At 56.7% G+C, this 25,224-nt stretch carries 23 protein-coding genes, 2 tRNA genes and 1 rRNA gene; 7 read left to right on the top strand and 19 right to left on the bottom strand.

The window, feature by feature from the left end; translation table 11 throughout:
• Position 1 precedes the first annotated feature (1 nt).
• Complete coding sequence (locus BMW97_RS22850) at positions 2–1,345, bottom strand: Na(+)-translocating NADH-quinone reductase subunit A (RefSeq protein ID WP_045909849.1); 1,344 nt, start codon at positions 1,343–1,345, stop codon at positions 2–4.
• Positions 1,346–1,643: 298 nt separating this feature from the next.
• On the opposite strand from BMW97_RS22850, the gene dpaA reads away from it, so the two are divergent.
• Entirely contained in the window at positions 1,644–2,384 is a 741-nt protein-coding gene (dpaA, locus tag BMW97_RS22855; RefSeq protein ID WP_045909850.1) for a peptidoglycan meso-diaminopimelic acid protein amidase, read from the top strand.
• Here the strand turns inward: dpaA and BMW97_RS22860 are convergent.
• Both BMW97_RS22860 and lpcA read right to left on the bottom strand, forming a co-directional pair.
• Positions 2,355–3,122 (bottom strand): class II glutamine amidotransferase, encoded by a 768-nt coding sequence (locus tag BMW97_RS22860; RefSeq protein ID WP_008500262.1) that lies wholly within the window; start codon positions 3,120–3,122, stop codon positions 2,355–2,357. The two genes, dpaA and BMW97_RS22860, sit on opposite strands and share 30 nt — an antisense overlap.
• A 57-nt stretch (positions 3,123–3,179) precedes the next feature.
• Positions 3,180–3,758: a D-sedoheptulose 7-phosphate isomerase gene (gene lpcA, locus BMW97_RS22865; protein WP_021242877.1), complete on the bottom strand. Its 579-nt coding sequence runs from the start codon at positions 3,756–3,758 to the stop codon at positions 3,180–3,182.
• A gap of 239 nt (positions 3,759–3,997) precedes the next feature.
• Here lpcA and fadE point away from each other — a divergent pair, with 239 nt between their 5' ends.
• Positions 3,998–6,442: an acyl-CoA dehydrogenase FadE gene (gene fadE, locus BMW97_RS22870; protein WP_045909851.1), complete on the top strand. Its 2,445-nt coding sequence runs from the start codon at positions 3,998–4,000 to the stop codon at positions 6,440–6,442.
• Between the two features lie 108 nt (positions 6,443–6,550).
• Entirely contained in the window at positions 6,551–7,321 is a 771-nt protein-coding gene (locus BMW97_RS22875; RefSeq protein ID WP_090393255.1) for an amidohydrolase, read from the top strand.
• Positions 7,322–7,378: 57 nt separating this feature from the next.
• On the opposite strand, the gene BMW97_RS22880 is transcribed toward BMW97_RS22875, so the two are convergent.
• From BMW97_RS22880 to dnaQ, 9 genes are all read right to left on the bottom strand, one after another.
• Positions 7,379–8,980: a gamma-glutamyltransferase family protein gene (locus BMW97_RS22880; RefSeq protein ID WP_045909853.1), complete on the bottom strand. Its 1,602-nt coding sequence runs from the start codon at positions 8,978–8,980 to the stop codon at positions 7,379–7,381.
• Between the two features lie 9 nt (positions 8,981–8,989).
• Positions 8,990–9,865 carry an ABC transporter permease gene (locus BMW97_RS22885; RefSeq protein ID WP_045909854.1) on the bottom strand — a complete coding sequence of 292 codons (876 nt, stop codon included), beginning with the start codon at positions 9,863–9,865 and terminating at the stop codon, positions 8,990–8,992.
• A gap of 2 nt (positions 9,866–9,867) precedes the next feature.
• Positions 9,868–10,809, bottom strand: coding sequence for an ABC transporter permease (locus BMW97_RS22890; protein ID WP_008500268.1), 942 nt, complete (start codon positions 10,807–10,809; stop codon positions 9,868–9,870).
• A gap of 18 nt (positions 10,810–10,827) precedes the next feature.
• Positions 10,828–12,342 (bottom strand): ABC transporter substrate-binding protein, encoded by a 1,515-nt coding sequence (locus BMW97_RS22895; RefSeq protein WP_074167081.1) that lies wholly within the window; start codon positions 12,340–12,342, stop codon positions 10,828–10,830.
• 2 nt (positions 12,343–12,344) lie between these two features.
• A complete protein-coding gene (locus BMW97_RS22900; RefSeq protein WP_045909855.1) occupies positions 12,345–13,427 on the bottom strand; it encodes an ABC transporter ATP-binding protein in 1,083 nt (360 codons plus the stop codon).
• Positions 13,424–14,437, bottom strand: a complete 1,014-nt coding sequence (locus BMW97_RS22905; protein WP_045909856.1) for an ABC transporter ATP-binding protein — start codon at positions 14,435–14,437, stop codon at positions 13,424–13,426. The genes BMW97_RS22900 and BMW97_RS22905 overlap by 4 nt, the downstream gene beginning before the upstream one ends.
• A complete protein-coding gene (locus BMW97_RS22910) occupies positions 14,434–15,153 on the bottom strand; it encodes a FadR/GntR family transcriptional regulator (RefSeq protein WP_045909857.1) in 720 nt (239 codons plus the stop codon). The genes BMW97_RS22905 and BMW97_RS22910 overlap by 4 nt, the downstream gene beginning before the upstream one ends.
• Before the next feature lie 379 nt (positions 15,154–15,532).
• A tRNA-Asp gene (locus BMW97_RS22915) sits at positions 15,533–15,609 on the bottom strand.
• 132 nt (positions 15,610–15,741) lie between these two features.
• The gene (gene dnaQ, locus BMW97_RS22920) at positions 15,742–16,473 is read right to left on the bottom strand and encodes a DNA polymerase III subunit epsilon (RefSeq protein WP_048029949.1); all 732 of its coding nucleotides are present in this window, start codon (positions 16,471–16,473) and stop codon (positions 15,742–15,744) included.
• Between the two features lie 31 nt (positions 16,474–16,504).
• On the opposite strand from dnaQ, the gene rnhA reads away from it, so the two are divergent.
• Positions 16,505–17,005, top strand: a complete 501-nt coding sequence (rnhA, locus tag BMW97_RS22925) for a ribonuclease HI (RefSeq protein ID WP_223540539.1) — start codon at positions 16,505–16,507, stop codon at positions 17,003–17,005.
• On the opposite strand, the gene BMW97_RS22930 is transcribed toward rnhA, so the two are convergent.
• Positions 17,006–17,722 (bottom strand): class I SAM-dependent methyltransferase, encoded by a 717-nt coding sequence (locus BMW97_RS22930; protein WP_045909859.1) that lies wholly within the window; start codon positions 17,720–17,722, stop codon positions 17,006–17,008.
• Positions 17,723–17,754: 32 nt separating this feature from the next.
• Between BMW97_RS22930 and gloB the strand changes: the two genes are divergently transcribed.
• Positions 17,755–18,513 carry a hydroxyacylglutathione hydrolase gene (gene gloB / locus BMW97_RS22935; RefSeq protein WP_090393257.1) on the top strand — a complete coding sequence of 253 codons (759 nt, stop codon included), beginning with the start codon at positions 17,755–17,757 and terminating at the stop codon, positions 18,511–18,513.
• A 68-nt stretch (positions 18,514–18,581) separates the two neighbouring features.
• On the top strand, positions 18,582–19,946 hold the full coding sequence (gene mltD, locus BMW97_RS22940; protein WP_045909861.1) for a murein transglycosylase D: 1,365 nt from the start codon (positions 18,582–18,584) through the stop codon (positions 19,944–19,946).
• A gap of 52 nt (positions 19,947–19,998) precedes the next feature.
• Here mltD and BMW97_RS22945 read toward each other — a convergent pair whose 3' ends face one another.
• From BMW97_RS22945 to BMW97_RS22955, 3 genes are all read right to left on the bottom strand, one after another.
• Positions 19,999–20,772 carry a class I SAM-dependent methyltransferase gene (locus BMW97_RS22945; protein WP_090393259.1) on the bottom strand — a complete coding sequence of 258 codons (774 nt, stop codon included), beginning with the start codon at positions 20,770–20,772 and terminating at the stop codon, positions 19,999–20,001.
• Positions 20,773–20,848: 76 nt separating this feature from the next.
• Positions 20,849–21,649 (bottom strand): endonuclease/exonuclease/phosphatase family protein, encoded by an 801-nt coding sequence (locus tag BMW97_RS22950; RefSeq protein WP_024909448.1) that lies wholly within the window; start codon positions 21,647–21,649, stop codon positions 20,849–20,851.
• Between the two features lie 136 nt (positions 21,650–21,785).
• Positions 21,786–22,961: an MFS transporter gene (locus BMW97_RS22955; RefSeq protein WP_045909863.1), complete on the bottom strand. Its 1,176-nt coding sequence runs from the start codon at positions 22,959–22,961 to the stop codon at positions 21,786–21,788.
• A 104-nt stretch (positions 22,962–23,065) separates the two neighbouring features.
• Here BMW97_RS22955 and yafC point away from each other — a divergent pair, with 104 nt between their 5' ends.
• Positions 23,066–23,971, top strand: coding sequence for a DNA-binding transcriptional regulator YafC (gene yafC, locus BMW97_RS22960; RefSeq protein WP_045909864.1), 906 nt, complete (start codon positions 23,066–23,068; stop codon positions 23,969–23,971).
• A gap of 29 nt (positions 23,972–24,000) precedes the next feature.
• Here yafC and dkgB read toward each other — a convergent pair whose 3' ends face one another.
• The 3 genes from dkgB to rrf all read right to left on the bottom strand — a co-directional run bounded on the left by dkgB (position 24,001) and on the right by rrf (position 25,213).
• Positions 24,001–24,804 carry a 2,5-didehydrogluconate reductase DkgB gene (dkgB, locus tag BMW97_RS22965; RefSeq protein ID WP_045909865.1) on the bottom strand — a complete coding sequence of 268 codons (804 nt, stop codon included), beginning with the start codon at positions 24,802–24,804 and terminating at the stop codon, positions 24,001–24,003.
• Between the two features lie 160 nt (positions 24,805–24,964).
• Positions 24,965–25,041 (bottom strand) — tRNA-Asp (locus BMW97_RS22970).
• 56 nt (positions 25,042–25,097) lie between these two features.
• Positions 25,098–25,213 (bottom strand): 5S ribosomal RNA (gene rrf, locus BMW97_RS22975).
• Positions 25,214–25,224 lie beyond the last annotated feature (11 nt).

The following is a 25,224-nucleotide window of genomic DNA, read 5'->3' on the forward strand; positions in this document are numbered from 1 at the left end:
GTTATCCTTCCTGCTCAATGCGGGTTAACACCTCGCGCAATACCGGTCCATATTCGTATTTTCCCGGACAGACATAGGTACAGAGCGCCAGATCTTCTTCGTCCAGTTCCAGGCAGCCCAGCGCCTGCGCGCTGTCGGTGTCACCGGCGAGCAGATCACGCAACAGCATGGTCGGCAGAATATCCAGCGGCATAACGCGCTCGTAGTTGCCAATCGGGACCATGGCGCGCTCGCCACCGTGCGTAGTGGTCGAAAAGTTAAACAGCCTGTTACGCAGGAAGTGGCCCAGCGTGGTCCGGGTGACGGAGTATTTTTCCGCACCGGGCAGCACCCAGCCGAACAGCTCTTTGTCGCGCCCTTCCTGCACAATGCTGACCTGCAAATGGAAACGCCCCAGATAGGCGTGCGCCTGCACAGCATGGCGGCCACTGAGGACCGAACCGGAAATCAGCCGGTTTTCGCCCGCTTTGGTTTCGTCGGTCAGTAGTTCATTAATATCCGCGCCAATCAGCGTTTTCACCAGACGCGGGTTTACCGCCTGCGGCCCGCAGATGGCGATGACACGTTCTGCGCACAGCTCTCCGGTGGTGAAGAGCTTCCCGATGGCGATGACGTCCTGATAATTAAGGTGCCAGACCTGTTTCGCCAGGCTTACCGGCTCAAGAAAGTGGATGTGCGTTCCAACCAGACCCGCCGGATGCGGGCCCGCAAACGCATTAAACGTGACCTGCCCCTGCGGATGTCCGCCGAGCTTGCCGCCGCCGGCCTGGCATACGTGGACTTTCCCCGACGTCAGGCGGGTTAACACGGTCAGCCCGGCATCAAAGGCTTTGCGCTGCGCCAGGATAACCGGCTGCGGGTCCACGCTGAGCGGGTTGGTGTCCATTGCCGTGACAAAAATCGCGGCCGGTTCCGTGCCCGGCACAGGGGATTTGCTGAAGGGACGGGTACGAAGCGCGGTCCATAAACCGGATGCCAGAAGTTGAGCCTGAACAGCGTCACGGCTCAGCGACGCGAGGTCTGCGGCATCGTAATGGGCGAATTCACGCTGTTCGTTGCCTTCAATGCGGATAACCACCGACTGCAGAACGCGTCGTTCGCCACGGTTAATCGCCACAACGGTGCCACTTGCGGGGGCCGTGAACATCACGCCGGGATTTTTTTTGTCCTCAAAGAGCGCCTGTCCTGTGATCACGCGATCGCCTTCCTGTACCAGCATAGAAGGTCGCATTCCCAGGTAGTCGTCGCCCACAATGGCGACATGACGGACACGTGCGCCTGTCGAAACGTGCTGCGCGGGCACGCCTGCAATCGGCAGATCAAGTCCTTTTTTTATTTTAAACATGTGGTTAGCAGGTTTCCATGAACAACAATCCAGTGGCCGCGAAGTGTAACATTTTCCCCTTCTCGCGGGCAGGGAAACCGCCGTCGTGCGCTCCAAATTGCGAGCTAATGCGCAAAGTTCCTGGAGCCATCGCGATTTTGATGGTTTATAAAGTAAAACTAATTTGTAAACTCACCGCCCGGCTCTTGCGAAAATCTATAGCGGTGCTAATGTGAGCGCTCCTAACAGAATAATCTGATTTCGGGTCTCTTTTGCCGTCCTGGCAAGTTGGTCATGGTTTTATCAAGGAACTAGTAGTATGCGTAAAATCGCATTGTTCATTGCGATGCTTCTGATTCCGTGCATGTCGTTTGCCGGACTGCTCAGCAGTAATAGCTCAACGACGCCGGTCAGTAAGGAATATAAACAGCAGTTAATGGGATCGCCGGTTTATATTCAAATCTTCAAGGAAGAACGCACTCTCGATCTGTATGTGAAGATGGGCGAGACATATCAGCTGCTTGATAGTTACAAAATTTGTAACTACTCCGGCGGACTGGGGCCAAAACAACGTCAGGGCGACTTCAAAAGTCCGGAAGGGTTCTACAACGTTCAGCGCAGCCAGCTCAAGCCTGACAGCCGCTTCTATAAAGCCATTAACATCGGCTTCCCGAATGCCTATGACCGTGCGCACGGTTATGAAGGTAAATACCTGATGATCCACGGTGCCTGCGTGTCTATCGGCTGTTATGCGATGACCGATTCCGGCATTGATGAGATCTTCCAGTTCGTGACCGGCGCGCTGGTCTTTGGGCAGCCTAGCGTACAGGTCAGCATCTATCCGTTCCGCATGACTGACGCCAACATGGCACGTCACAAGTACTCATACTACGCGGATTTCTGGCAACAGCTGAAGCCGGGTTATGACTACTTTGAGCAGACCCACAAGCCACCGGTGGTCTCTATCGTAGATGGCCGTTACGTGGTCAGCAAACCGCTGAGCCACGAAGTCGTCCATCCACAGCTAGCGTCAAATTACACGGTCCCCGAGACAAAATAGCACCCACTCGCCTGGCATAATCTTTTGCCAGGTTTCGTTGCCCGTCAGCGGCTGCGTTGCAATAACAGTGACCACATCGTTCGGTGTGGTCTCCTTCTGAAAGTCTATCTCCACATCCTGATCCAGCAGTGTCGCCACGCCAAACGGCGCACGGCGGGTGATCCAGAACAGATTCGTCGAGCAGAACGCCATCACATAGCGGCCGTCAGAGAGCAGCATGTTGAACACGCCTTTTTCACGTAGCTCGGTCGCCAGCGTCGCGATGTATTTAAACACGGCAGCCATGTTGCCTGGCGTACGTGGATAGCGCTCCGTCAGCTTGTGCAGCAGCCAGCAGAAGGCTTTTTCGCTGTCGGTTTCGCCAACCGGGCGGAAATTGCCCGTTTCCAGCGACTTATAGCCCGTGAGTTGCCCATTGTGCGCGTAGGTCCAGTTACGGCCCCACAGCTCGCGGGTAAACGGATGGGTATTTTCCAGCGCGACTTCGCCGCGGTTAGCCTGGCGAATGTGGGCGATCACCGAGCGGGACTTGATGGGATAGTCCTGCACCAGTTTGGCAATCGGTGAGTTAAAGCTGGGCTGTGGATCTTTGAACGTGCGACACCCTTTACCTTCGTAGAAGGTGATGCCCCAGCCGTCTTTATGCGGCCCGGTTCCTCCACCGCGCTGCACCAGCCCGGTGAAACTAAAGCAGATATCGGTTGGCACATTCGCGCTCATCCCGAGCAGTTCGCACATACATCACCTCCACAACAGCGGGGGCAGCGCCCCAATGGATATGCCCCCCGCGAAGTCTTACTTAGCCATCTCTTTTTCGATCAGCTGGATCAGGATGTGGATCACTTTGATGTGAATTTCCTGAATGCGGTCAGCATAACCGAAGTGCGGAACGCGAATTTCAACATCCGCCGTACCGTCCATCTTACCGCCATCTTTACCCGTCAGGGTGATGACTTTCATCCCTTTTTCACGCGCGGCGGCGATCGCTTTGATCACGTTACCGGAGTTGCCGGAGGTAGAAATCCCCAGCAGCACGTCGCCTTCACGGCCTACCGCTTCAACGTAGCGAGAGAAGATGTGGTCGTAACCGAAGTCGTTGCCTACGCAGGAGATGTGGCTCACGTCGGAAATCGCAATCGCCGGATAGCCCGGGCGGTTTTCGCGATAGCGACCGGTCAGCTCTTCTGCGAAGTGCATCGCGTCACAGTGAGAGCCACCGTTACCGCAGGAGAGCACTTTGCCACCCGCTTTGAAGCTGTCGGCCAGCAGGACCGCAGCGCGCTGAATAGCGTGAATATTGGCATCATCTTTCAGAAAGTTAGCCAGCGTTTCCGCCGCTTCGTTCAGTTCGTTACGAATAAGATCCTGGTACATGAGGATAATCCTTCAGTATTGATGAAATAACACAGTGGAGTGTACCGGATAGCGGGAAAAGCGAGAAGCTAAAGCCATGCGAAACGTCCGGCGTTTTGCTTTTTCGTGCCGAGTAAAACGCGAACAATGTGAACCAGGTTGTAATTATTTTGTAAACACATTGCTAAAGGAAATAACATCAACTACAACCATATCATCACAAGTGGTCAGACCTCCTACAAGCAAGGGAGCTTTTCTTTATGATGATTTTGAGCATTCTCGCAACCGTTGTTCTGCTCGGTGTGTTGTTCTATCACCGCGTAAGTTTATTCCTGAGCAGCCTGATTCTTCTGGCCTGGACGGCTGCGCTTGGCGTCGCAGGTCTCTGGAATATCTGGCTTTTAGTCCCTCTTGCCATCATCCTTCTGCCGTTTAACTTTGCCCCGATGCGTAAATCAATGATCTCTGCACCGGTTTTCAAAGGCTTCCGCAAAGTGATGCCGCCAATGTCGCGCACTGAAAAAGAGGCGATTGATGCGGGCACCACCTGGTGGGAAGGCGATCTGTTCCAGGGCAATCCGGACTGGAAAAAGCTGCATAACTACCCGCAGCCGCGTCTGACCGCGGAAGAACAGGCGTTTATTGACGGCCCGGTAGAAGAAGCCTGCCGTATGGCGAACGACTTTGCTATCACCCATGAAATGGCCGATCTGCCGCCAGAACTGTGGGCGTACCTGAAAGAGCATCGCTTCTTCGCGATGATCATTAAGAAAGAGTACGGCGGTCTGGAGTTCTCCGCTTACGCTCAGGCTCGCGTGCTGCAAAAGCTGGCAGGCGTTTCCGGGATCCTGGCGATTACCGTTGGCGTGCCTAACTCCTTAGGCCCGGGCGAACTGCTGCAGCATTACGGTACGGAAGAGCAAAAAGATCACTACCTGCCGCGTCTGGCACGCGGTCAGGAAATCCCTTGCTTCGCGCTGACCAGCCCGGAAGCAGGCTCCGATGCGGGCGCGATTCCGGATACCGGCGTGGTCTGCATGGGCGAGTGGCAGGGCGAGCAGGTGCTGGGCATGCGCCTGACCTGGAACAAGCGTTATATCACGCTGGCCCCTATCGCCACCGTGCTGGGTCTGGCCTTTAAGCTCTCTGATCCGGAAAGACTGCTGGGCGGCGAAGAAGATCTGGGCATTACCTGTGCGCTGATCCCAACCTCCACCCCGGGCGTTGAGATTGGTCGTCGTCACTTCCCGCTGAACGTGCCGTTCCAGAACGGTCCAACCCGTGGCCAGGATATCTTTGTGCCGATTGACTACATCATCGGTGGTCCAAAAATGGCCGGTCAGGGCTGGCGTATGCTGGTGGAATGTCTGTCGGTGGGCCGCGGTATTACCCTGCCGTCGAACTCAACCGGCGGTCTGAAGTCGGTGGCGATGGGGATTGGTGCCTACGCGCACATCCGCCGTCAGTTCAAAATCTCCATCGGCAAGATGGAAGGTATCGAAGAGCCACTGGCGCGTATCGCGGGCAACGCCTACGTGATGGACGCCGCCGCCACGCTGATTACCTACGGTATTATGCTGGGCGAAAAACCGGCCGTACTGTCCGCCATTGTGAAGTACCACTGTACCCACCGCGCGCAGCAGTCAATCATTGACGCGATGGATATCGCCGGCGGTAAAGGCATTATGCTCGGCGAAGGCAACTTCCTGGCGCGCGGCTATCAGGGCGCACCGATTGCCATCACCGTGGAAGGGGCAAACATCCTGACCCGCAGCATGATGATCTTCGGTCAGGGCGCAATTCGTTGCCATCCTTACGTGCTGGAAGAGATGGCAGCTGCGCAGAACAACGACGTGGATGCCTTCGATAAGCTGTTGTTCAAACATATCGGTCACGTGGGCAGCAACAAGGTGCGCAGCTTCTGGCTGGGCCTGACGCGCGGCCTTACCAGCGCCACGCCGACCGGCGATGCAACTAAACGTTATTATCAGCATCTGAACCGTCTGAGCGCCAACCTGGCCCTGCTGTCTGACGTTTCCATGGCGGTGCTGGGCGGCAGCCTGAAGCGTCGCGAACGTATCTCTGCCCGTCTGGGCGATGTGCTGAGCCAGATCTTCCTGGCCTCTGCGGTCCTGAAACGTTACGACGATGAAGGCCGTCAGGAAGCGGATCTGCCGCTGGTGCACTGGGGCGTGCAGGATGCGTTGTATCAGGCTGAACAGGCGATTGACGATCTGCTGGCAAACTTCCCGAACCGCTTCGTGGCAGGCGCCCTGCGCGCAGTGATCTTCCCGACCGGTCGTCACCATCTGGCGCCGTCCGACAAGCTGGACCACAAAGTGGCGAAGATCCTGCAGGTTCCGAGTGCAACCCGCTCCCGCATCGGTCGCGGTCAGTATCTGGCGCCGACGCCGCATAACCCGGTGGGTCTGCTGGAAGAAGCGCTGCTGGACGTGATGGCCGCCGATCCGATTCACCAGAAGATCTGTAAACAGCTGGGCAAAAACCTGCCGTTTACCCGTCTGGACGAACTGGCAAAACAGGCGCTGGCCGGTGGCATTATCAGCAAAGATGAGGCTGCTCTGCTGGTGAAAGCCGAAGAGAGCCGTCTGCGCAGCATTAACGTGGATGATTTCGAACCGGATGAGCTGGCGACGCAGCCGGTAAAGCTGCCGGAGAAGCACCGCAAACCTGAAGCGGCATAACGCGTTTCGCTTATACAAACCCCGCCTCGCGCGGGGTTTTTTATTGCCACATTTTCTCGTTATGTCGTGCTACAGTGTCAAAAAGTGGTCGTTTGAGGAGTCTGAATTGTGCCTGGTCTGAAGATTTCTATTTTGCAGCAACCTTTAGTGTGGATGGATGGCCCCGCCAACCTGCGCCACTTTGATCGCCAACTGGAAGACATTACCGGGCGTGATGTGATTGTCCTGCCGGAAATGTTCACCACCGGCTTCGCCATGGAAGCGGCAAAACAGTCAATGCCTCAGGATGAGGTGGTCGCCTGGATGCACGCCAAAGCGCAGCAGACTAATGCGCTGATCGCCGGCAGCGCCGCCCTGCAGACCGAACGCGGGCCGGTGAACCGCTTCCTGCTGGTGGAGCCGGAAGGGAACGTGCATTTTTACGATAAACGCCACCTGTTCCGCATGGCGGATGAGCATCATCACTATGAAGCCGGTAACGAGCGCGTGGTGTTCGAATGGCGCGGCTGGCGTATTCTGCCGCTGGTCTGCTACGACCTGCGTTTCCCGATGTGGTCGCGTAACCGCAACGATTACGACCTGGCGCTGTATGTTGCCAACTGGCCTGCACCGCGCTCCCTGCACTGGCAATCGCTGCTGGTGGCGCGCGCGATTGAGAACCAGGCGTACGTGGTGGGCTGTAACCGCGTGGGGACGGACGGCAACGGGCATCACTATCGCGGCGACAGCCGGGTGGTGAATCCGCAGGGCGAGATCATCGCCACCGCCGAACCGCATCAGGCGACGCGTATTGATGCCGAATTATCGTTAACGGCGCTGAAGGAGTACCGGGAGAAGTTTCCGGCGTGGCAGGATGCGGATCCGTTTAGCATTGAGTGAAAAAAAAGCCGGGTGGCAGCTACGCCTTACCCGGCCTACCAATGTTGCTCGCTTCTTTTAACTCACCAGCGCCTGCCCGTCCTTGCGGCTTTCCGTCGCGGCCACGTAGTGTCCTTCCGGCAGGCGGTAAATCACCTGCGCGCCACCGAAGTTGTAATCCTGAAGCGGATCTTCCACCACGATCTGATGCCCGCGCTCGCGCAGAGCGGCAATCGTGTTGCGATCGAACGTCGATTCAACGATCACCTCCCTGCCCTGCACCACGCGCCAGCGCGGGGCGTCGATTGCCGCCTGCGGGTTTTGCCCGTGCAGCATGATGCGCAGCGCCATCTGCATGTGCCCCTGCGCCTGCATCGGGCCGCCCATCACGCCAAAGGACATCAGCGGCTGGCCGTTGCCGTCCATCGCAAAGCCCGGAATGATGGTGTGGAACGGGCGCTTGCTGCCCGCCAGCGCGTTCGGGTGCTCAGGATCCAGCACAAATCCGCAGCCCCGGTTTTGCAGGCTGATCCCGGTATCCGGCACCACAATGCCTGAACCGAAGCCCATATAGTTGGACTGAATAAACGAGACCATCATCCCGCTGGCATCCGCGGTGCTGATGTAGACCGTGCCGCTCTGCGTCGGGGAACCGTAGACAAAATCAGAGGCGCTGTCGTGGTTGATCAGCGCCGCACGCGACTTCAGATAATGGTCGCTCAGCAGCTCTTTTGCCGCGAACGCCATGTGTTCTTCGTCCGCCACGTAGCGGTCGAGATCCGCCAGCGCCAGCTTCATCGCCTCGATGGACAGATGCAGAGACTGCACGGAATCCGGATGATGCTTCTCAATGCCGCACTGCTCAAGAATGCCGAGCGCAATCAGCGTGGCGATCCCCTGACCGTTAGGCGGGAGCTCCTGCACCGAACCGCCCGCGAAGTCGCGCGACAGCAGCTCTACCCAGTCCACGCGATGGTTGGCCAGATCCTCAGCCGTCAGGTGCGCGCCATGTTCTTTGGCGAAAGCGGCAATTTTCTGCGCCAGCTCGCCGCGGTAAAAGGCGTCGCCGTTAGTTTTCGCAATCAGCTCCAGCGAGTTCGCCTGCGCCGGGTTACGGAAGATCTCCCCCACGCGCGGGGCGCGGCCTTCCGGCGCGAAGCAGGCGCTGAAGCCCGGCTGATCTTTCAGCTTGTGATAGCCGCGCTGCCAGAGATGCCCAATCAGCGGGGAGACCGGAAAGCCGTTGCGCGCGTAGTCAATGGCGGGCTGCGCCAGCGTGGTCAGCGGCAGCGTGCCGAAGCATTCCGCCAGGGCGACCCAACCGGATACCGCGCCCGGCACGGTCACCGCGTCCCAGCCGATTTCCGGCACCGCGGTTTTTCCGGCAAACAGATCCGCATGCCAGCTCGCCGGCGAACGACCGGAGGCGTTCAGGCCGTGCAGCTTTTCACCGTCCCAGACGATGGCAAAGGCGTCGCTGCCGATCCCGTTGCCGGTCGGCTCGACCACCGTCAGCGCCATCGCGGTGGCAATGGCCGCATCCACGGCATTTCCCCCCAGCTGCAGCATCTTCATTCCCGCCTGCGCCGCCAGCGGCTGCGACGTTGCAACGGCGTTATGGCCCAGCATCGGCGGGCGTCGTGAATCGTAACCGGACGTAAAATCAAGCGCTTTGGTCATCATGACTCCTTAGTCATGGCGCGGATCGAGCGCATCGCGCAGCCCGTCGCCGAGTAAATTAAAGCCCTGCACGGCAAGGAAAATCGCCACACCGGGGAAAATGGACATCCACGGGGCCTGCTCAAGAAAACCTTTGGCGGTGTTGAGCATAGAGCCCCAGGACGGATTGGGCGGCTGCTGTCCCAGCCCCAAGAACGACAGGCTGGCTTCAGCGATTATCGCCGAGGCAATCGCCAGCGTGGCCTGTACCAGGATCGGCGACATCACGTTGGGCAGGACATACTTGATGATGATCCAGCGATCCGGCAGGCCAATCGCCCGCGCGCCGTCGATATACTCTTCGTTGCGAATGGCGATCACCTGCCCGCGCGTCAGGCGGGCGAAGATCGGCATCGCCGAAAGGCCAATGGCGATCATCGCGTTGGTCAGGCTCGGGCCTAAAAATGCCCCCAGCGCGATCGCCATGATCAGGAACGGGCAGGCCAGCAGCGCCTCGATCACGCGCGAGATGACACCGTCCCACATCTTCTGGAAGTAGCCCGCCACCAGCCCCAGCGGTACGCCGATAACCACGGCAATCACCACAGACATGCAGCCCGCCATCAGCGAGGTGCGCGCCCCCCAGATAATGCGGGATAAGATGTCGCGCCCCAGCTCGTCGGTGCCGAACCAGTACATCGCCGAGGGCGCTTTGCGCACCGCCAGGAAGTTGGCCTTGACCGGATCGAACGGGGCGATCCACGGCGCCAGCAGCGCCACCAGTACAAAGAATCCCACCACCGCCGCGCCAATAACCGCACTTTTATTACCGAGGAATTTCTTCAGCACCCGGTTTTGCGCCCGCGGCAGCGCAGGCACAGCGGTTTGCGTCGTCAGTTCTGCCATGGTTAACCTCGCATTTTCGGGTTGATGAGGACGTAGAGCACGTCGGCCAGAAGGTTCAGCATCAGGAAACCGATCGCCACGATCAGCACCACGCCCTGCACCACCGCATAGTCACGGTTGAATACCGAGTCAACGATCATCTTGCCAAAGCCCGGAATGGTGAAAACTTGCTCGGTCAGCACCGCGCCGCCCAGCAGCTCGCCAAACAGCAGCGTGGTGAGGGTGATTACCGGCACCAGCGCGTTGCGAAAGGCGTGCTTCAGGATCACCGCTTTCGGCAGTAGCCCTTTCGCCCGCGCGGTGCGGATGTAATCCGCTTTCAGCACGGCAATCATCGAGGCGCGGGTATGGCGCATCAGCGTTGCCGCGAGCCCCGTTCCGAGCACGGACGCGGGCAGCAGCAGCGTGCGCAGGTTCTGGAGCGGATCTTCGCTGAACGGCACATAGCCGGATGCGGGGAGCCACTGCAGGTTCACCGAGAAGACCAAAATCAGCAGGATCCCCAGCCAGAAGTGCGGGATCGAGATCCCCGAGATCGCCACGAAGTTCGCCCCGTGATCGACCCAGCTGTTTTTGTTCACCGCCGCAAGGATCCCCATGCTGATGCCAAACACCAGCGCGATAATCATCGCCAGCAGCGACAGCTCCAGCGTCACCGGCAGCTTGCTGGCAATCAGCTGCGTCACCGGCTCGTGCGTGCGTAAGGAGACGCCCAGATCGCCCTGCAGCGCCCGCGTCAGCCAGTGGAAATACTGCACGGGGATCGGCGCATCGAGGTTCAGCTCCGCGCGCAGCTGAGCGATAACTGCCGGGTCGCGCTCCTCGCCGGCCATGGCGATCAGCGGGTCGCCGGGCAGCAGCTTTTGCAGCCCAAACACCATCATGCTCACCAGCAGTAGCGTCGGGACGGCCAGCAGCAGACGTTTGCAAATCAGTTCCAGCATGGGCTCTCCTCAGGACGGTTATTTCGCCAGCGTTAAGCCAGCCAGACGCACGATGCCGTCCGGGTAAGGCTTGAAGCCCTGCACGCTTTTGTTCAGGCCAAAAATACGCGGCTCGAAGTAGAGGTAGGCAATCGGCATATCCGTTTGCAGCTGTTTCACCACCTTGTCGTACAGCGGCTGGCGCGCAGCCTGGTCGGTGCTCTGGCGCGCCTGGGTCAGCCACTCATCGACCTGCGCATTGCTGTAGCGGCCGTCGTTCAGGGTGCCTTTGCTGTTGATAAAGCCGTAGATGCTGCCGTCCGGATCCGGGCGCCCCGACCAGCCGGAGAAGCTCAGCTGATAGTCCCCGCTCTGCTGGCGGTCCAGCAGCGTGGCGAATTCGGTCATCTGCAGGTTCAGGTTAAAGCCCGCCTCGGCGACCATCGCCTGCAGCACCTGCCCCACCTGCTGTGAGGTGGGGTTGTTCGGCACCAGCAGGTTGACGGTCAGCGGCGCGCTGACGCCAGCCGCTTTGAGCAGCGCTTTGGCCTTGTCGACGTCACGCGGCGGGACCGGCAGGTTGACGTGATACGGGCTGACCGTCGAAAACGCCTGGTTAGCTGGCGTATACAGTCCTTCAAAGACCACCTGGTTTAGCGCATCGCGGTCGATAGCCTGCGAGAAGGCCTCGCGCACGCGGGCATCTTTGAACGGGTCGTTGGCTGGCACCTTGCCGTTGTTGATGTTGAAGGTGATGCCCTGATAGCCCAGGCCCGTTACCTTCGCCAGCGCCAGCTTGCTGTCGGCCTCGACGGTTTTCACGTCGCTGGCGGCGATGCCTTCGGTCAGATCGAGATCGCCCGCGCGCAGGTTTGCCAGACGCACGGAGGCATCCGGGATCGGCAGATAGATAATTTTGTCGAAGTGGTAGGCGTCTTTGTTCCAGTAGTTGTCGAAGCGGGTTAGCACGATGCGATCCTGGGATACGCGGCTGTCGAATTTATACGGGCCGGAACAGACGGGATGGGCGGCAAAGTCAGGCTTTTTCGCCGCCTCGGGGGCCATCATTGCGCCCGCGCGGTCGGTGAGCTGCATCAGCAGCGCGGCATCGGGGGTCTTCAGGTGCAGCGCAATCTGCATCGGGCCGGTGACCTCGACCGATTCAACGGAGGAGATCTCGCTTTTACGCAGGGAGCCTTTCAGGGTCAGGGCGCGGTCGAGGTTGTATTTTGCCGCAGCGGCATCGAATTTCTCACCGTCGTGGAAGGTGACGCCTTCGCGCAGATTGAGCGTCAGGGTTTTACCGTCGTCACTCCACGCCCAGTCTTTGGCCAGGCCGGGGACAACCTTCAGATTTTCATCCACGTCCACCAGCCTGTCGCACAGGGAGGCAAAGACGAAGCGGCCATAGTAGGTGCGCGCCAGGTGCGGGTCGAGCATGTCCGGATCTGCCCCCAGGCCAATACGCAGCACGCTTTCAGAATGGGCGGGCAGCGCCGCGCCAAGCAACATAACACTTCCCAGTACGGTCAAAAGAGAATTACGCATTGTCATTATCATGAGTTCCTTGAAGGAAGGGATGAGTGGGTGGCCGCGTGTTCAAACAGCGCGCGGCGGCGCAGAAAAGCGGCGGATGGCGGTGCGATCTGGATAACGCTGCGATCGCGGTTGATCTCCTGCCAGCGGTGGCAGGCAACCTGACGCCCGCCATCGAGCACCTGATTAATCGGCTCGACCTGGCGGCATTCGTCGGTAACGTACGGGCAGCGGGTGTGGAAACGACAGCCGGACGGCGGGCTGGCAGGGTTCGGTAAGTCCCCCTGCAGCAGCGGCGCGGCGCGTTCAGCGCCCGGCTGCATCTGCGGCGCCGAGGCGATCAGCGCCTGCGTATAAGGATGAAGCGGCGCGTCAAATATCTCATCCACGGTGGCGAGCTCGACGATTTGCCCGAGGTACATGACCGCCACGCGGTCGCTCATGTGGCGGATCACCGCCAGACCATGGGCGACAATCACCATTGTCAGCCCCAGCTGCTGCTTCAGGCTTTCCAGCAAATTGACCACCTGCGCCTGAACGGAGACGTCCAGCGCGGATACCGGCTCATCGCCCAGCAGCAGCTTCGGTCCCGAGGCCAGCGCGCGCGCAATGCCAATACGCTGGCGCTGCCCGCCGGAAAACTCGTGCGGGTAGCGACCGGCCCAGGCGGCGGGCAGGCCTACGGTTTTAAGCAACTCGGCAACGCGGTACTGGCGATCCGCTTTTTTCATGTTCTGATGCAGCCACAGCGGCTCGCCGACGATCTGCTCCACCGTCATGCGCGGGTTCAGGGAGGCGAAGGGATCCTGGAAGATGATCTGCAGCTCGCGGCGGAGCTGATTGAGCCGCGCCCCCGAGGCGTGGGTGATTTCTTCCCCCTGGTAAAACACGCGCCCTTCGCTGGCGGCCAGCAGGCGCAGCAGCAGGCGGCCAAGCGTGGATTTTCCGGAACCGGACTCGCCGACAATCGCCAGCGTTTCGCCCGGCATCACGGCAAGCGACACGCGATCGACTGCCGTCACAAACCGTGCTGGGGTAAAGAGTTTTTTCGGACCGGGGAACAGCTTGCTGAGGTCCCGAGCTTCAAGAATGGGCGTGGTCATGCGGTCTCTCCCAGGGCGATGTGGTGTTCGAGCGGCACGCGGAAGCAGGCAACCTGATGGCCCGCGCCGAGCGTGGCGAGCTGCGGTTTTTCATCATGGCAGCGCGCCTGCGCAAACGGACAGCGGGTGGCAAAACGACAGCCCTTCGGCATGGATTCCGGCAGAGGTACCGAACCGGGAATGGTGGAAAGCGGGCCTTTACGTGCGCCAAGGGAGGGAATCGACCCCATCAGGCCGATGGTGTACGGGTGCTGCGGATCGGCAAATATCGCCTCAACGCTTCCCTGCTCTACCACCTGTCCGGCATACATCACCGCCACCTGCTGCGCCACTTTGGCCACCACGCCTAAATCGTGGGTGATCATCAGCACCGCCGTGCCGGTCTCTTCTTTGAGGGCGTTGAGCAAGGCGAGGATTTGCGCCTGGATGGTGACGTCGAGCGCGGTGGTCGGTTCGTCGGCAATCAGCAATTTGGGATGGTTAATCAGCGCCATGGCAATCATCACGCGCTGGCGCATGCCGCCGGAAAGCTGGTGAGGATAAGCCTTGAGACGCATCTCTGCCGCCGGGATCTGCACTTTCTCGAGGATCTGCAGCGCGACCTTCATCGCCTCTGCGCGCGAGACGTCCTGGTGTCGCATGACCGCTTCACTCAGCTGATCGCCCAGCGTAAACGCCGGATTGAGCGAGGTCATCGGCTCCTGGAAAATCATCGCCAGCTCGCTGCCGCGCAGATCGGCATACTCCCGCGGCGAGAGCTTGCGCAGATCGTGGCGGCGAAACTGCATCTCCCCGCTAACGATCCGTGCGCTGGCGGGCAGTAACCCCATCAGCGCCAGTGAGGTGATACTTTTCCCGCAGCCGGACTCTCCCACCAGCGCCAGCGTTTCGCCCGCCCTGACGGTCAATGAGATACCGTCAAGCACGCTAACCGGCGAGCCCGCGAACGTAACGTTGAGGTTTTGGACTTGCAGTACGGGCGTGGCGTCCTTAAAGGGGATTGTCGTCATGGCGTGAAGTCGTCCTCAAGGTGGATAGCCTGAATCAGGGCGGTTTGCAGGCTGAGCAGGTGTTCGCGCATGGCGGCCGCAGCTTCATTAGGCTGGCGATGGATAATCGCCGCCATGATCTTGTGATGGTGGTCGTTATAGCTATCGACACGTTCGGGCGTGCGGGCTAATTCGCGCAGATGCTGCCAGCCCGGTTCACGTCTGACGGCATCAATGGCATCAAACAGGCCGAGCATCAGACGGTTGCCCGCAGCCTCGGCAATCGCCCGGTGAAAGGCGCTATCCCAGAGTTCGTTAAGATCGCGGTCATCCGGGCTGACCTTATCGATGCGTTCCAGCATGCGCTGCATAAGCGCGAGGTTTTCCCTGGTGGCACGCAGTGCCGCAAGCCGGGCCAGGCCGGGTTCAAGCTGAAGACGAGCTTCCATCACTTCCAGCAGGTTGGTTTGCTGCACCAGTCCCTGAAGGGCCAGCGGTTCAACAGGTGCTGACGGGCCGATAAAGGTCCCTTTGCCCTGCTTACGCCAGATACGCCCCTCCTCTTCCAGCACGTCCAGCGCACGACGGACTTCACGTCGCCCTACGCCGAGAGTGTCCGACAGCTCACGTTCCGTGGGCAGCGGAATGCCTGGTGTTGACTCATGCTGGTTGATTAGCCCGCGCAACTGCTCAAGCGCGGTGCTGGAATTGGCCAGAAACCGTGACGGTTTTTCCATATTGGTTCGCTCGCTTTCATCATTGCTTTATTTTAATTAACGATAAGTTATTGATATGGAATGAAGCTTATCGTGCTAATGATTAAGCAATAACCAAACCAATACGTAATTGGTTCGGTATTTTTTTGGCAAGCGGGAGATAACCAAATGATTCTGCGTGAATTATTTTTACAGAAAGACACATTCTGAATGAGTTCTGGAGAGAGGCATGGTGGCAAAATGCACAACGATAGTGCAAATAACGCACTGCAACCGTGCAATTGTTAATTAATTGCACCATTGATATTAACTTTTTGTTAACGATAAGTGAGAGTATGGGATTACAGAACGCTGAAACGACGAAGGCCTGAATCATTTCTGATTCAGGCCTTCTGAATAGTGGCGGAACGGACGGGACTCGAACCCGCGACCCCCTGCGTGACAGGCAGGTATTCTAACCGACTGAACTACCGCTCCACTGTTCCCGTTTGGGGAACGAGGCGCATATTACGGTGCGCCTCCGATCTCGTCAACGCTTTTTCTCGCGTTTTGAATCGTTTGCTGCAAAAATCGCCCAAACGATGATTTTACAGGCATTCCGGCGTTTTTTCAGGCACGCCAGAGACAGCTGCCGCCCTTCTTCTGCACCAGATCAAGACGGGATTCGTGGTTAAGCAGCTCTTCATCACTGGCTAAAACAACCCGTAGCCGGCTTGCCTGACGGACAACACGCTGAATACCCGCTTCGCCCTGCGTCTGCTGAGACTCATTTTCCATACTGAACTTCATTGACGTCTGCCCGCCGGTCATCGTCAGATAGACATCGGCGAGGATCTGGGCATCGAGCAACGCCCCGTGGAGCGTTCGTTTGGTATTGTCTATCTCGTAGCGCGAACAAAGTGCATCCAGGCTGTTACGCTTGCCGGGGAACATCTTCCTCGCCAGCGCCAGACTGTCTGTTACCTTACAGAAGGTGTTCGTCTTCGGGATATCACGATTAAGCTTGCTGAATTCATAGTCCATAAAGCCGATATCGAACGAGGCGTTATGGATGACAAGCTCGGCGCCCTTGATGTATTCCAGGAACTCGTCAGCCACATCCGCAAACGTCGGCTTATCCAGCAAGAACTCATCGGCAATACCGTGAACGCCGAACGCTTCGGGGTCCACCAGCCGATCGGGCTTGAGGTAGACGTGGAAGTTGTTCCCCGTAAGACGACGGTTCACCACTTCAACGGCGCCGATCTCGATGATCTTATGCCCTTCGTAGTGCGCGCCGATCTGGTTCATACCGGTGGTTTCGGTATCGAGGACGATCTGGCGAGTAATTGCAGTGCTCATAGCGGTCATTTATGTCAGACTTATCGTTTAACTGAACGTTTCAAATACAGGAAGTCTACCAGAGATGCGTAAACAGGTAGAAATTTTCACCGATGGATCTTGTCTCGGCAACCCAGGTCCCGGCGGCTACGGCGCGATAATGCGCTATCGCCAGCACGAAAAAACTTTTAGCGAAGGCTATTTTCTGACCACCAACAACCGGATGGAGCTCATGGCGGCCATTGTGGCGCTGGAGGCGTTAAAAGAACATTGTGACGTGGTGTTAAGTACCGACAGCCAGTACGTCCGCCAGGGGATTACCCAGTGGATCCATAACTGGAAAAAACGCGGCTGGAAGACTGCCGATAAGAAACCGGTCAAGAACGTCGATCTCTGGAAACGTCTTGATGCTGCGCTGGGCCAGCACCAGATTAAGTGGGAGTGGGTTAAAGGGCACGCCGGCCATCCGGAAAACGAACGCTGTGACGAGCTGGCGCGTGCGGCGGCCGCTAACCCTGCGCATGAGGACGCGGGCTATCAGCCTGAATCCTGATCAGGGCTTTTTGTATTGCCGCGTGGCGCCAACGGTCTGACGGATTGGCGTTTTCGATTTGCTCTGCTTCATGGGATTAAGCGTAAGGGGAATGGTTCGCTTACGCGCGACGATAAACTGCATGCAGCCTAAGGCAGGCAAATGCGTGCTCAACAAGACGCCCCCCTGCCGCGCCCAGGGCAGCACCTGAAAACCGCCGTAGCAGAGCACTTCGAAGTTCAGCAGTGACAGCCAGTCGAGCTGGCGCATCATGGTGAACATCCGGCTGTTGTATGGCGGGGTCCGACGCAGCACCGGTACCAGCTTACGCAGGCCCATCAGGCTCAGCGGATTGAATCCGCTCAGTACCAGCCAGCCGTCATCAATCAGCACGCGATCGGCTTCGCGAAGCAGACGGTGCGGATCGCTGCACCAGGGTAACGTATGTGCGAGCAAACACGCATCAACGGATTTTTCCGCAAACGGCAGATGTAACGGGTCTGCTTTCACCTGAACCGGCGATCCGCCGAGAGAGACGTTGACCTGATGCGAGATAGCGCAGCTTTCGGTATTGATTTCCGCGCTGAGATTGCCAATCTTAAGCAGGTGAAAGCCATACATTTTCGCCAGCCAGGGCTTCAGCTGTTGCTCTAACGCTTCGCGATAGTATTCACCCCAGGGCAATTCCGCCCAACGTTCCGGTGCTGCGACAGTCTGAGGTATCCTTGCCGGTTTCATCAACACACCCGCCACGCTATTAGAGGTAATGTATGAATCTTATCAGTATTTCCGCTTTTGAGGACAATTACATCTGGGTTTTGGTGGACGATGAACGTCGATGCGTCATTGTCGATCCCGGAGAATCCGCCCCCGTACTGCGCGCAATAAAAGAGAACGGCTGGCAGCCGGAAGCCATTCTGTTGACGCATCACCATCACGATCATACGGGCGGCGTGCCTGAACTGCGCGCCCACTTTCCGCATGTTGTGGTATACGGACCGGCAGAGGCACAAGATAAGGGACTCACGCAAGTAGTCGAAGAAGGCGAAAAAATCCTCATTCGTGAGTGGGAGTTTTCCGTATTTGCTACACCGGGTCACACTTTGGGACATCTGTGTTTCTACAGTAAGCCTTATCTTTTTTGCGGCGACACGCTGTTCTCCGGAGGCTGCGGAAGACTGTTTGAAGGCACGCCAGCACAAATGTATCAGTCTTTACAGAAGATTAACGCATTACCCGATGATACCGTTATTTGTTGCGCGCATGAGTATACATTAGGAAATATGAAGTTTGCCGTCAGCCTGTTACCTGAGGATCGGGCGATTCAGGATTATTATCACAAAGTGAAGGAGTTACGTGCAAAAAACCAAAAAACACTCCCCGTAATTCTGAAAAACGAACGCCAAATTAATTTATTTTTACGAACAGAGGATATTGATTTAATTAATAAAATTAACCAAGAAACAAATTTGCAACAACCAGAACAGCGATTTGCATGGTTAAGGTCAAAGAAAGATAACTTCAGATAATTGCGGGTTGCCTTTTCAAAATTTCGCCGTTATCATCGCTCGTCTTTTAAGCAACTATTGACACACACATGAAGGCAAAAGCGATATTACTCGCCTCTGTCCTGCTTGTAGGTTGCCAGTCGCAGAACGGCAGCAACGTACAACAGCACGCACAGAGCCTTTCTGCAGCTGGTCAAGGGGAAGCAGGGAAGTTTACAAGTTCGGCGCGCTGGATGGACGATGGAACATCTTTCGCGCAGGATCAAGACTTGTGGACCTCTATTGGCGACGAGCTAAAGATGGGAATTCCGGAAAATACCCGGATTCGCGAACAGAAACAGAAGTATTTAAGTAATAAGAGCTATCTCCACGATGTAACGTTACGGGCAGAGCCGTATATGTACTGGATAGCCGGGCAAGTTAAGAAACGTAACATGCCTATGGAGCTGGTACTCCTACCCATAGTGGAGAGCGCTTTTGACCCACACGCGACGTCTGGCGCCAATGCCGCAGGCATTTGGCAGATCATTCCGAGCACCGGGCGAAACTATGGTCTGAAACAGACCCGCAACTATGATGCGCGTCGTGATGTTGTCGCTTCAACGACAGCCGCTCTCGACATGATGCAACGTCTGAACAAGATGTTCGACGGCGACTGGCTGTTAACGGTCGCAGCGTACAATAGCGGCGAAGGTCGTGTACTGAAGGCAATGAAAGCGAATAAAGCACGGGGTAAATCCACCGATTTTTGGTCGCTCTCACTGCCACAGGAAACAAAGATTTACGTACCGAAAATGCTGGCACTGAGCGATATTCTCAAGAACAGCAAGCGTTACGGTGTGCAACTGCCAACACCAGACGAAAGTCGTGCACTGGCGCGTGTTCGCCTCAGCAATCCGGTTGATATTCAACAGGTTGCTGATATGACGGGTATGTCGGTAAGTAAACTGAAAACCTTTAATGCTGGCGTTAAAGGCTCAACCCTGGGGGCGAGTGGTCCGCAGTATGTAATGGTTCCGCAGAAACATGCTGAGCAGTTACGTGAGTCTTTAGCTTCGGGTGAAATCGCTGCCGTTCAGTCAACGCTGATCGCGGATGCCTCACCCGTCAACAGCCGCAGTTATAAGGTTCGTTCAGGTGATACGCTTTCAGGCATTGCATCACGTCTTGGCGTGAGCGCAAAAGATCTCCAGCAGTGGAACAATCTGCGCGGATCGGGCTTGAAAGTGGGTCAGAATCTGACGGTTGGCGCAGGTAGCAGTGCGCAGCGTCTTGCCAACAACAGCGATAGCATTACCTATCGCGTGCGTAAGGGTGATTCGCTGTCCAGTATCGCAAAACGTCACGGCGTGAACATCAAAGATGTGATGCGCTGGAACAATGATACTGACAATCTGAAACCAGGCGACCAGCTGACGCTGTTTGTGAAGAACAGCGCGACGCCAGACTCCTGATAACACGACCGAAAGATAAAAAGGCACCGATTCCCCTCGGTGCCTTTTTTGTTTATCCCGCTTTTTGCGCTTCCGCCATGATGGTATCGCTGGTAAATGAACCATCGTCCTGCAGTTCAAAGTACGCCTTCACCTCTGCGGACGCACTCTCCTGATACAGCCTGATTGCCTGACTTAACGCTTCCGGGGTGCGCATACGCGCAATCCACGAGCTAAACTCCAGCGGCAAACGGTCTGTGATTAACGAGCGTGTAATCAGTCCCGCTTCCGTGATAAGCGATAACCACTCTCCGCTGGCGTAGTTTTGCACATGCGAGGTGTCGCGCAGCGCTTCCACCGTTTGCAGCCAGATATTGCGCACCGGATGTCCAGGCGACATCACATCCATAATAATGAAGATGCCACCCGGCTTCAGAACGCGTTTGACTTCACGTAATGCCTGGCCAACATCGTGCCAGTGGTGCGCGGAATAACGGCTGATCACCACCTCAAACGAGGCATCATCAAAAGGTAAGGATTCGGCATAGCCCTGACGCGTATCAATGTTGTCCAGCCCCTTCGCTTTCGCCGCTTCAGCAACCACCTCCAGCATCTGGCTGGATAAGTCATATGCGGTAACCTGCGCCACCTGCTGCGCAGCCGTGAAGCTGGCATGCCCTGCCCCGCAGCCTAAATCCAGCACGTGCGCCTGCGGAAATGCCGACAGGCGCTCACCGAGGCGTACCAGATCGTGGCCTGAAGCGTGTACGGCGCTGCTCAGATACGCATTTGCCTGCGAACCAAACTGTTTTTCTACGTTGTCATGATGGGAGTGAGTTGTTGTCATCGTACTGTCCTTTGTGGGTTAAAAATAAAAGGGCAGCACCTGCACAGGCCTGCCCCACGGCAGACCTGACACACCATTATTTATCAGGTTTGCCGGGACTGAATTCGACGAGTAGAGGGTTATGATCGGAGGCGCGCGTCACCAGCACGGAGGCATCGTGCACGCTCAACCCACGATAGAAGACAAAGTCAAGAGGACGACCAAAGGCTTTTTTGCGCTGGTCATCGCTAAAACGAACTTCACGCAGCGACATTTCGCGCGCAAAGCGGTACAGCGCATTCATGCGCGGACGGCTCCAGGCATTGAAATCGCCGGCCATAATGATGGGCCCGCTGTGATGCGCTATCTGATCGCCAATCGGAAGTAATTGCTTACTGTACACATCCACGCCCAGGCTGAAGTTCACCGCGTGGATATTCACGACCATCAGCATACGGGTATCTGGCAGCGGATAGACCGTCACCAGCGCCGATTTCGCCAGGCGCAGAATAGGCTCTCGTTCGCGCAGTGGGCAACAATAGACGGGATGTGCCGCTGAAAGCGTCATCACGCCCGAGGGATGCTGAGGCAAAACAAAGGCGGGTACCTGGTCGGCGGCAAGATAGTTGGTGGTCGCAAACCGCACCAGCTCAGGGGTGGTTTGCGCCTCCTGGAGCAGAACCAGATGGGCATCTTTGCCAAAATTCTTGAGGACCGATAACCACTCCGCACGCTGCTGCTTAAAGATATTCCACACCAGTACACGGATTTTTTCATCGCTGCTTAACGGCGTGCCGGCGGGTAATGCCTGGCTTATGCTCGCAAATGACCCCGGAGGCAAGATCCTCTCCGCGGGCATTCCGGCTACATAACGCATGGCATAGGTATTTTTTCGCACTTTTGGAAACAGCCTCTGTAACATGAACCAGTCCGGAAAACGGACTGGTTCTAATGTTATAGGGACTTTAGGTCACACTTTCAACGCAATTTCTGAGAAACCGCTTTCCAGTTTTGTAAGCAAGCGCTTACTGATGTTAACCCAGCGCGACGCGAGCGGGTTTATCAAGACGTCCGCTCAGACCAATCAACAGGAAAGCGACCAGGACAATGACCGCGCCAATCCATGGCGTCTGGGTTAATCCGACGTGTTCAACGGTTTGCCCACCAATGATGGAGCCCAGCGCGATACCAATATTAAAAGCGGCAATATTCAGGCCGGAAGCCACATCCACCGCATTGGGCGTATAAAGCTCGGCTTTCTGTACAACGTAGACCTGAAGCCCGGGTACATTACCAAAGGCGAAGATCCCCATGACCAGCACGGTGACCAGCGCGGCGTACTGTATCGAAGCCGTGAACTGGAAAATCATCAACAGAACGACCAGCGCGGCGAAGATGAATTTCAGCGCCGGAACCGCCCCATGCTTATCCGCAAGCTTGCCGCCCCAGATATTGCCAATCGCAACGGAAATACCGTATCCCAGCAAAATCCAGCTCACGGCATCGGGGGAGAAACCCGCCAGGTCCTGCATCATCGGCGCGAGGAAGGTGAAGGCGGTGAATACGCCACCATAGCCCAGCGCAGTAACTGCATAGATGATCAGCAAACGCGGATGCGTGAGCACCTTCAGCTGATCGCTCAGGCTGGCGCTGGCCCGGCCAGGAATATTCGACGGCACCAGCAGCAGGCTGGTCACCAGGGCAATGACGCCCAGTAAGGAGACGGCCAGGAACGTTTCACGCCAGCCGAAGTGTTGTCCGATAAACGTGCCCAATGGTACGCCCGTGACGAGTGCAACGGTCAGCCCACCGAACATGATCGCAATGGCGGAGGCCGCTTTCTCTTTTGGTACCAGGCTGGTTGCAATAGTGGAACCAATCGAGAAGAACACCCCGTGTGCAAGGCCGGTCAACAGACGAGCGATAACCAGCGTGGTGTAGTCCGGCGCCTGCCAGGCCAGCACGTTGCCGGCGGTGAACAGCACCATTAATGCAACTAACAGCTGCTTACGCGGAAAACGTCCGGTCAGGGCCGTCAGCACGGGAGCGCCGACGGCAACGCCCAGGGCATAGATGGACACCAGTAATCCGGCGGAGGGCAATGAGATCGCAAGCTGGTTAGCAATGGTGGGAACCAGTCCCACGATAACAAATTCGGTCGTGCCAATTGCAAAGGCACTGATCGTCAGGGCAAGAAGCGCCAGTGGCATAAAATACTCCGTATCATCAGGATTAAGATGACAGGCAGTATGCGCCAGTGCTTAAATAACAAAAATGGTCAAAATATCAATAGAATTTTGCAGGTGGTGCAACAATGAAAGCAACGTCGGAAGAGCTGACAATCTTTGTCGCCGTCGTCGAAAGCGGCAGCTTTAGCCGCGCGGCCGAACAGCTGGGGCAGGCTAACTCAGCCATTAGCCGCTCGGTAAAAAAGCTGGAGATGAAGCTTGGGGTGAGCCTGCTCAACCGAACGACGCGGCAGCTGAGCCTGACGGAAGAAGGAGAGCGTTATTTTCGCCGCGTGCAGTCGGTACTGCAGGAGATGGCCGCAGCGGAGACCGAGATTATGGAAACCCGCAGCACGCCGCGTGGGTTACTGCGCATTGATGCGGCCACGCCGGTTGTGCTTCACTTTCTGATGCCGCTGATTAAACCTTTCCGCGAACGTTATCCGGAGATGACGCTCTCTCTGGTCTCCTCAGAGACGTTTATCAACCTCATCGAGCGAAAGGTAGATGTGGCTATCCGGGCGGGAACGCTGACCGATTCAAGCTTGCGTGCCCGCCCTCTGTTTGCCAGCTACCGAAAAATTATCGCGTCGCCACAGTATATTGCTGAACATGGTAAACCGGAGACGGTTGAAGAACTGAAGCAGCATCTGTGCCTGGGCTTTACGGAGCCAGTATCGCTGAACACCTGGCCTGTCGCCTGCCATGATGGGCAACTTCATGAAATTACAAGCGGATTGTCGTCTAACAGCGGGGAAACGCTGAAGCAGCTGTGCCTCGAAGGCAATGGTATCGCCTGCCTGTCAGACTATATGATCGATAAGGAGATTGCGCGGGGTGAACTGGTGGAATTGATGGCCGATAAACGCCTGCCGGTCGAAATGCCTTTTAGCGCGGTATATTACAGTGACAGAGCGGTGAGTACGCGCATTCGTGCCTTTATTGATTTTCTGAGTGAACATATAAAAACAGCTCCCGGAGGAGCTGTGTGAGGGTTCAGGTTACAGAGGGTGGGTCAAACTTAATCCCAGTGAGGAGCTAAGCCTTCCGGGCTGACCAGGCGATCGTTGCACTCCAGGGCTGCGATCGCTTTTTTATCGTCAGCATCAAGGTGAAGATCCGTTGCTAACAGGTTGCTCGCCAGGTTTACACGTTTAGTTGAAGATGGGATCACGGCATAACCTTCACCCATTGCCCATGCCAGAATAACCTGCGCGGCAGTCGCGCTATGTTTCTCAGCGATACGCGTAATCACTTCATCTTTCAGCGCTTTACCATAGGCCAGCGTCATGTATGAGGTGATGTGGATCCCGTGCTGTTTTGCCCAGTCCACGACTTTGCGGTTCTGCAGGTAAGGAGACAGTTCAATCTGGTTGGTCGCAATATTTTCTGCACCTACAGCCGCAATGGCTTTTTCCATCAGCGGGATCGTGAAGTTGGAGATCCCAATTTCGCGGGTTAAGCCCTGCTTTTTCGCTTCCAGCAGCGCCTGCATGAATTCTTCCACGGAGACGGCATCGTTTGGTGATGGCCAGTGGATCAGCGTCAGATCGACGTAGTCAGTACGCAGTTTTTTCAGGCTTTCTTTCAGGCTTGGGATCAGCTTGTCTTTGCTGAGATTCTCAATCCAGATTTTCGTGGTAATGAACAGCTCATTACGCGGTACACCGCTCTCTTCGAGAGCTTGTCCAACGGCAGCTTCGTTTTCATAGATCTGCGCCGTATCAACTGCGCGATAGCCCAGTTCGAGTGCGGTTTTAACTGATGTGATAACAACGTCGTCTTTCAGGCGGAAAGTGCCCAGACCAAATGCAGGGAGAGTCATAATTTTCCTCAATCGTTATGTTCGTAAACTGAGGATGATTATCGCTGGCGGTGTTATAGAGAAAAAGATCGTAAAACGCAGAGGATTTTTGCTGATTTCGCAATAATTAAACGTCAGATAAGAAAAAAGCCCTGAGCGTTAACTCAGGGCTTTTAATAAGTGGCGGAACGGACGGGACTCGAACCCGCGACCCCCTGCGTGACAGGCAGGTATTCTAACCGACTGAACTACCGCTCCACCGAAGACTGCTTGTAACCACCGGATTAATGCACCGGCTTACTACTTAATTTGATGCCTGGCAGTTCCCTACTCTCACATGGGGAGACCCCACACTACCATCGGCGCTACGGCGTTTCACTTCTGAGTTCGGCATGGGGTCAGGTGGGACCACCGCGCTAAAGCCGCCAGGCAAATTCTGTT

Source organism: Enterobacter sp. NFIX58 (assembly GCF_900110475.1).
GTDB classification, from domain to species: Bacteria; Pseudomonadota; Gammaproteobacteria; order Enterobacterales; family Enterobacteriaceae; genus Enterobacter; species Enterobacter quasiroggenkampii.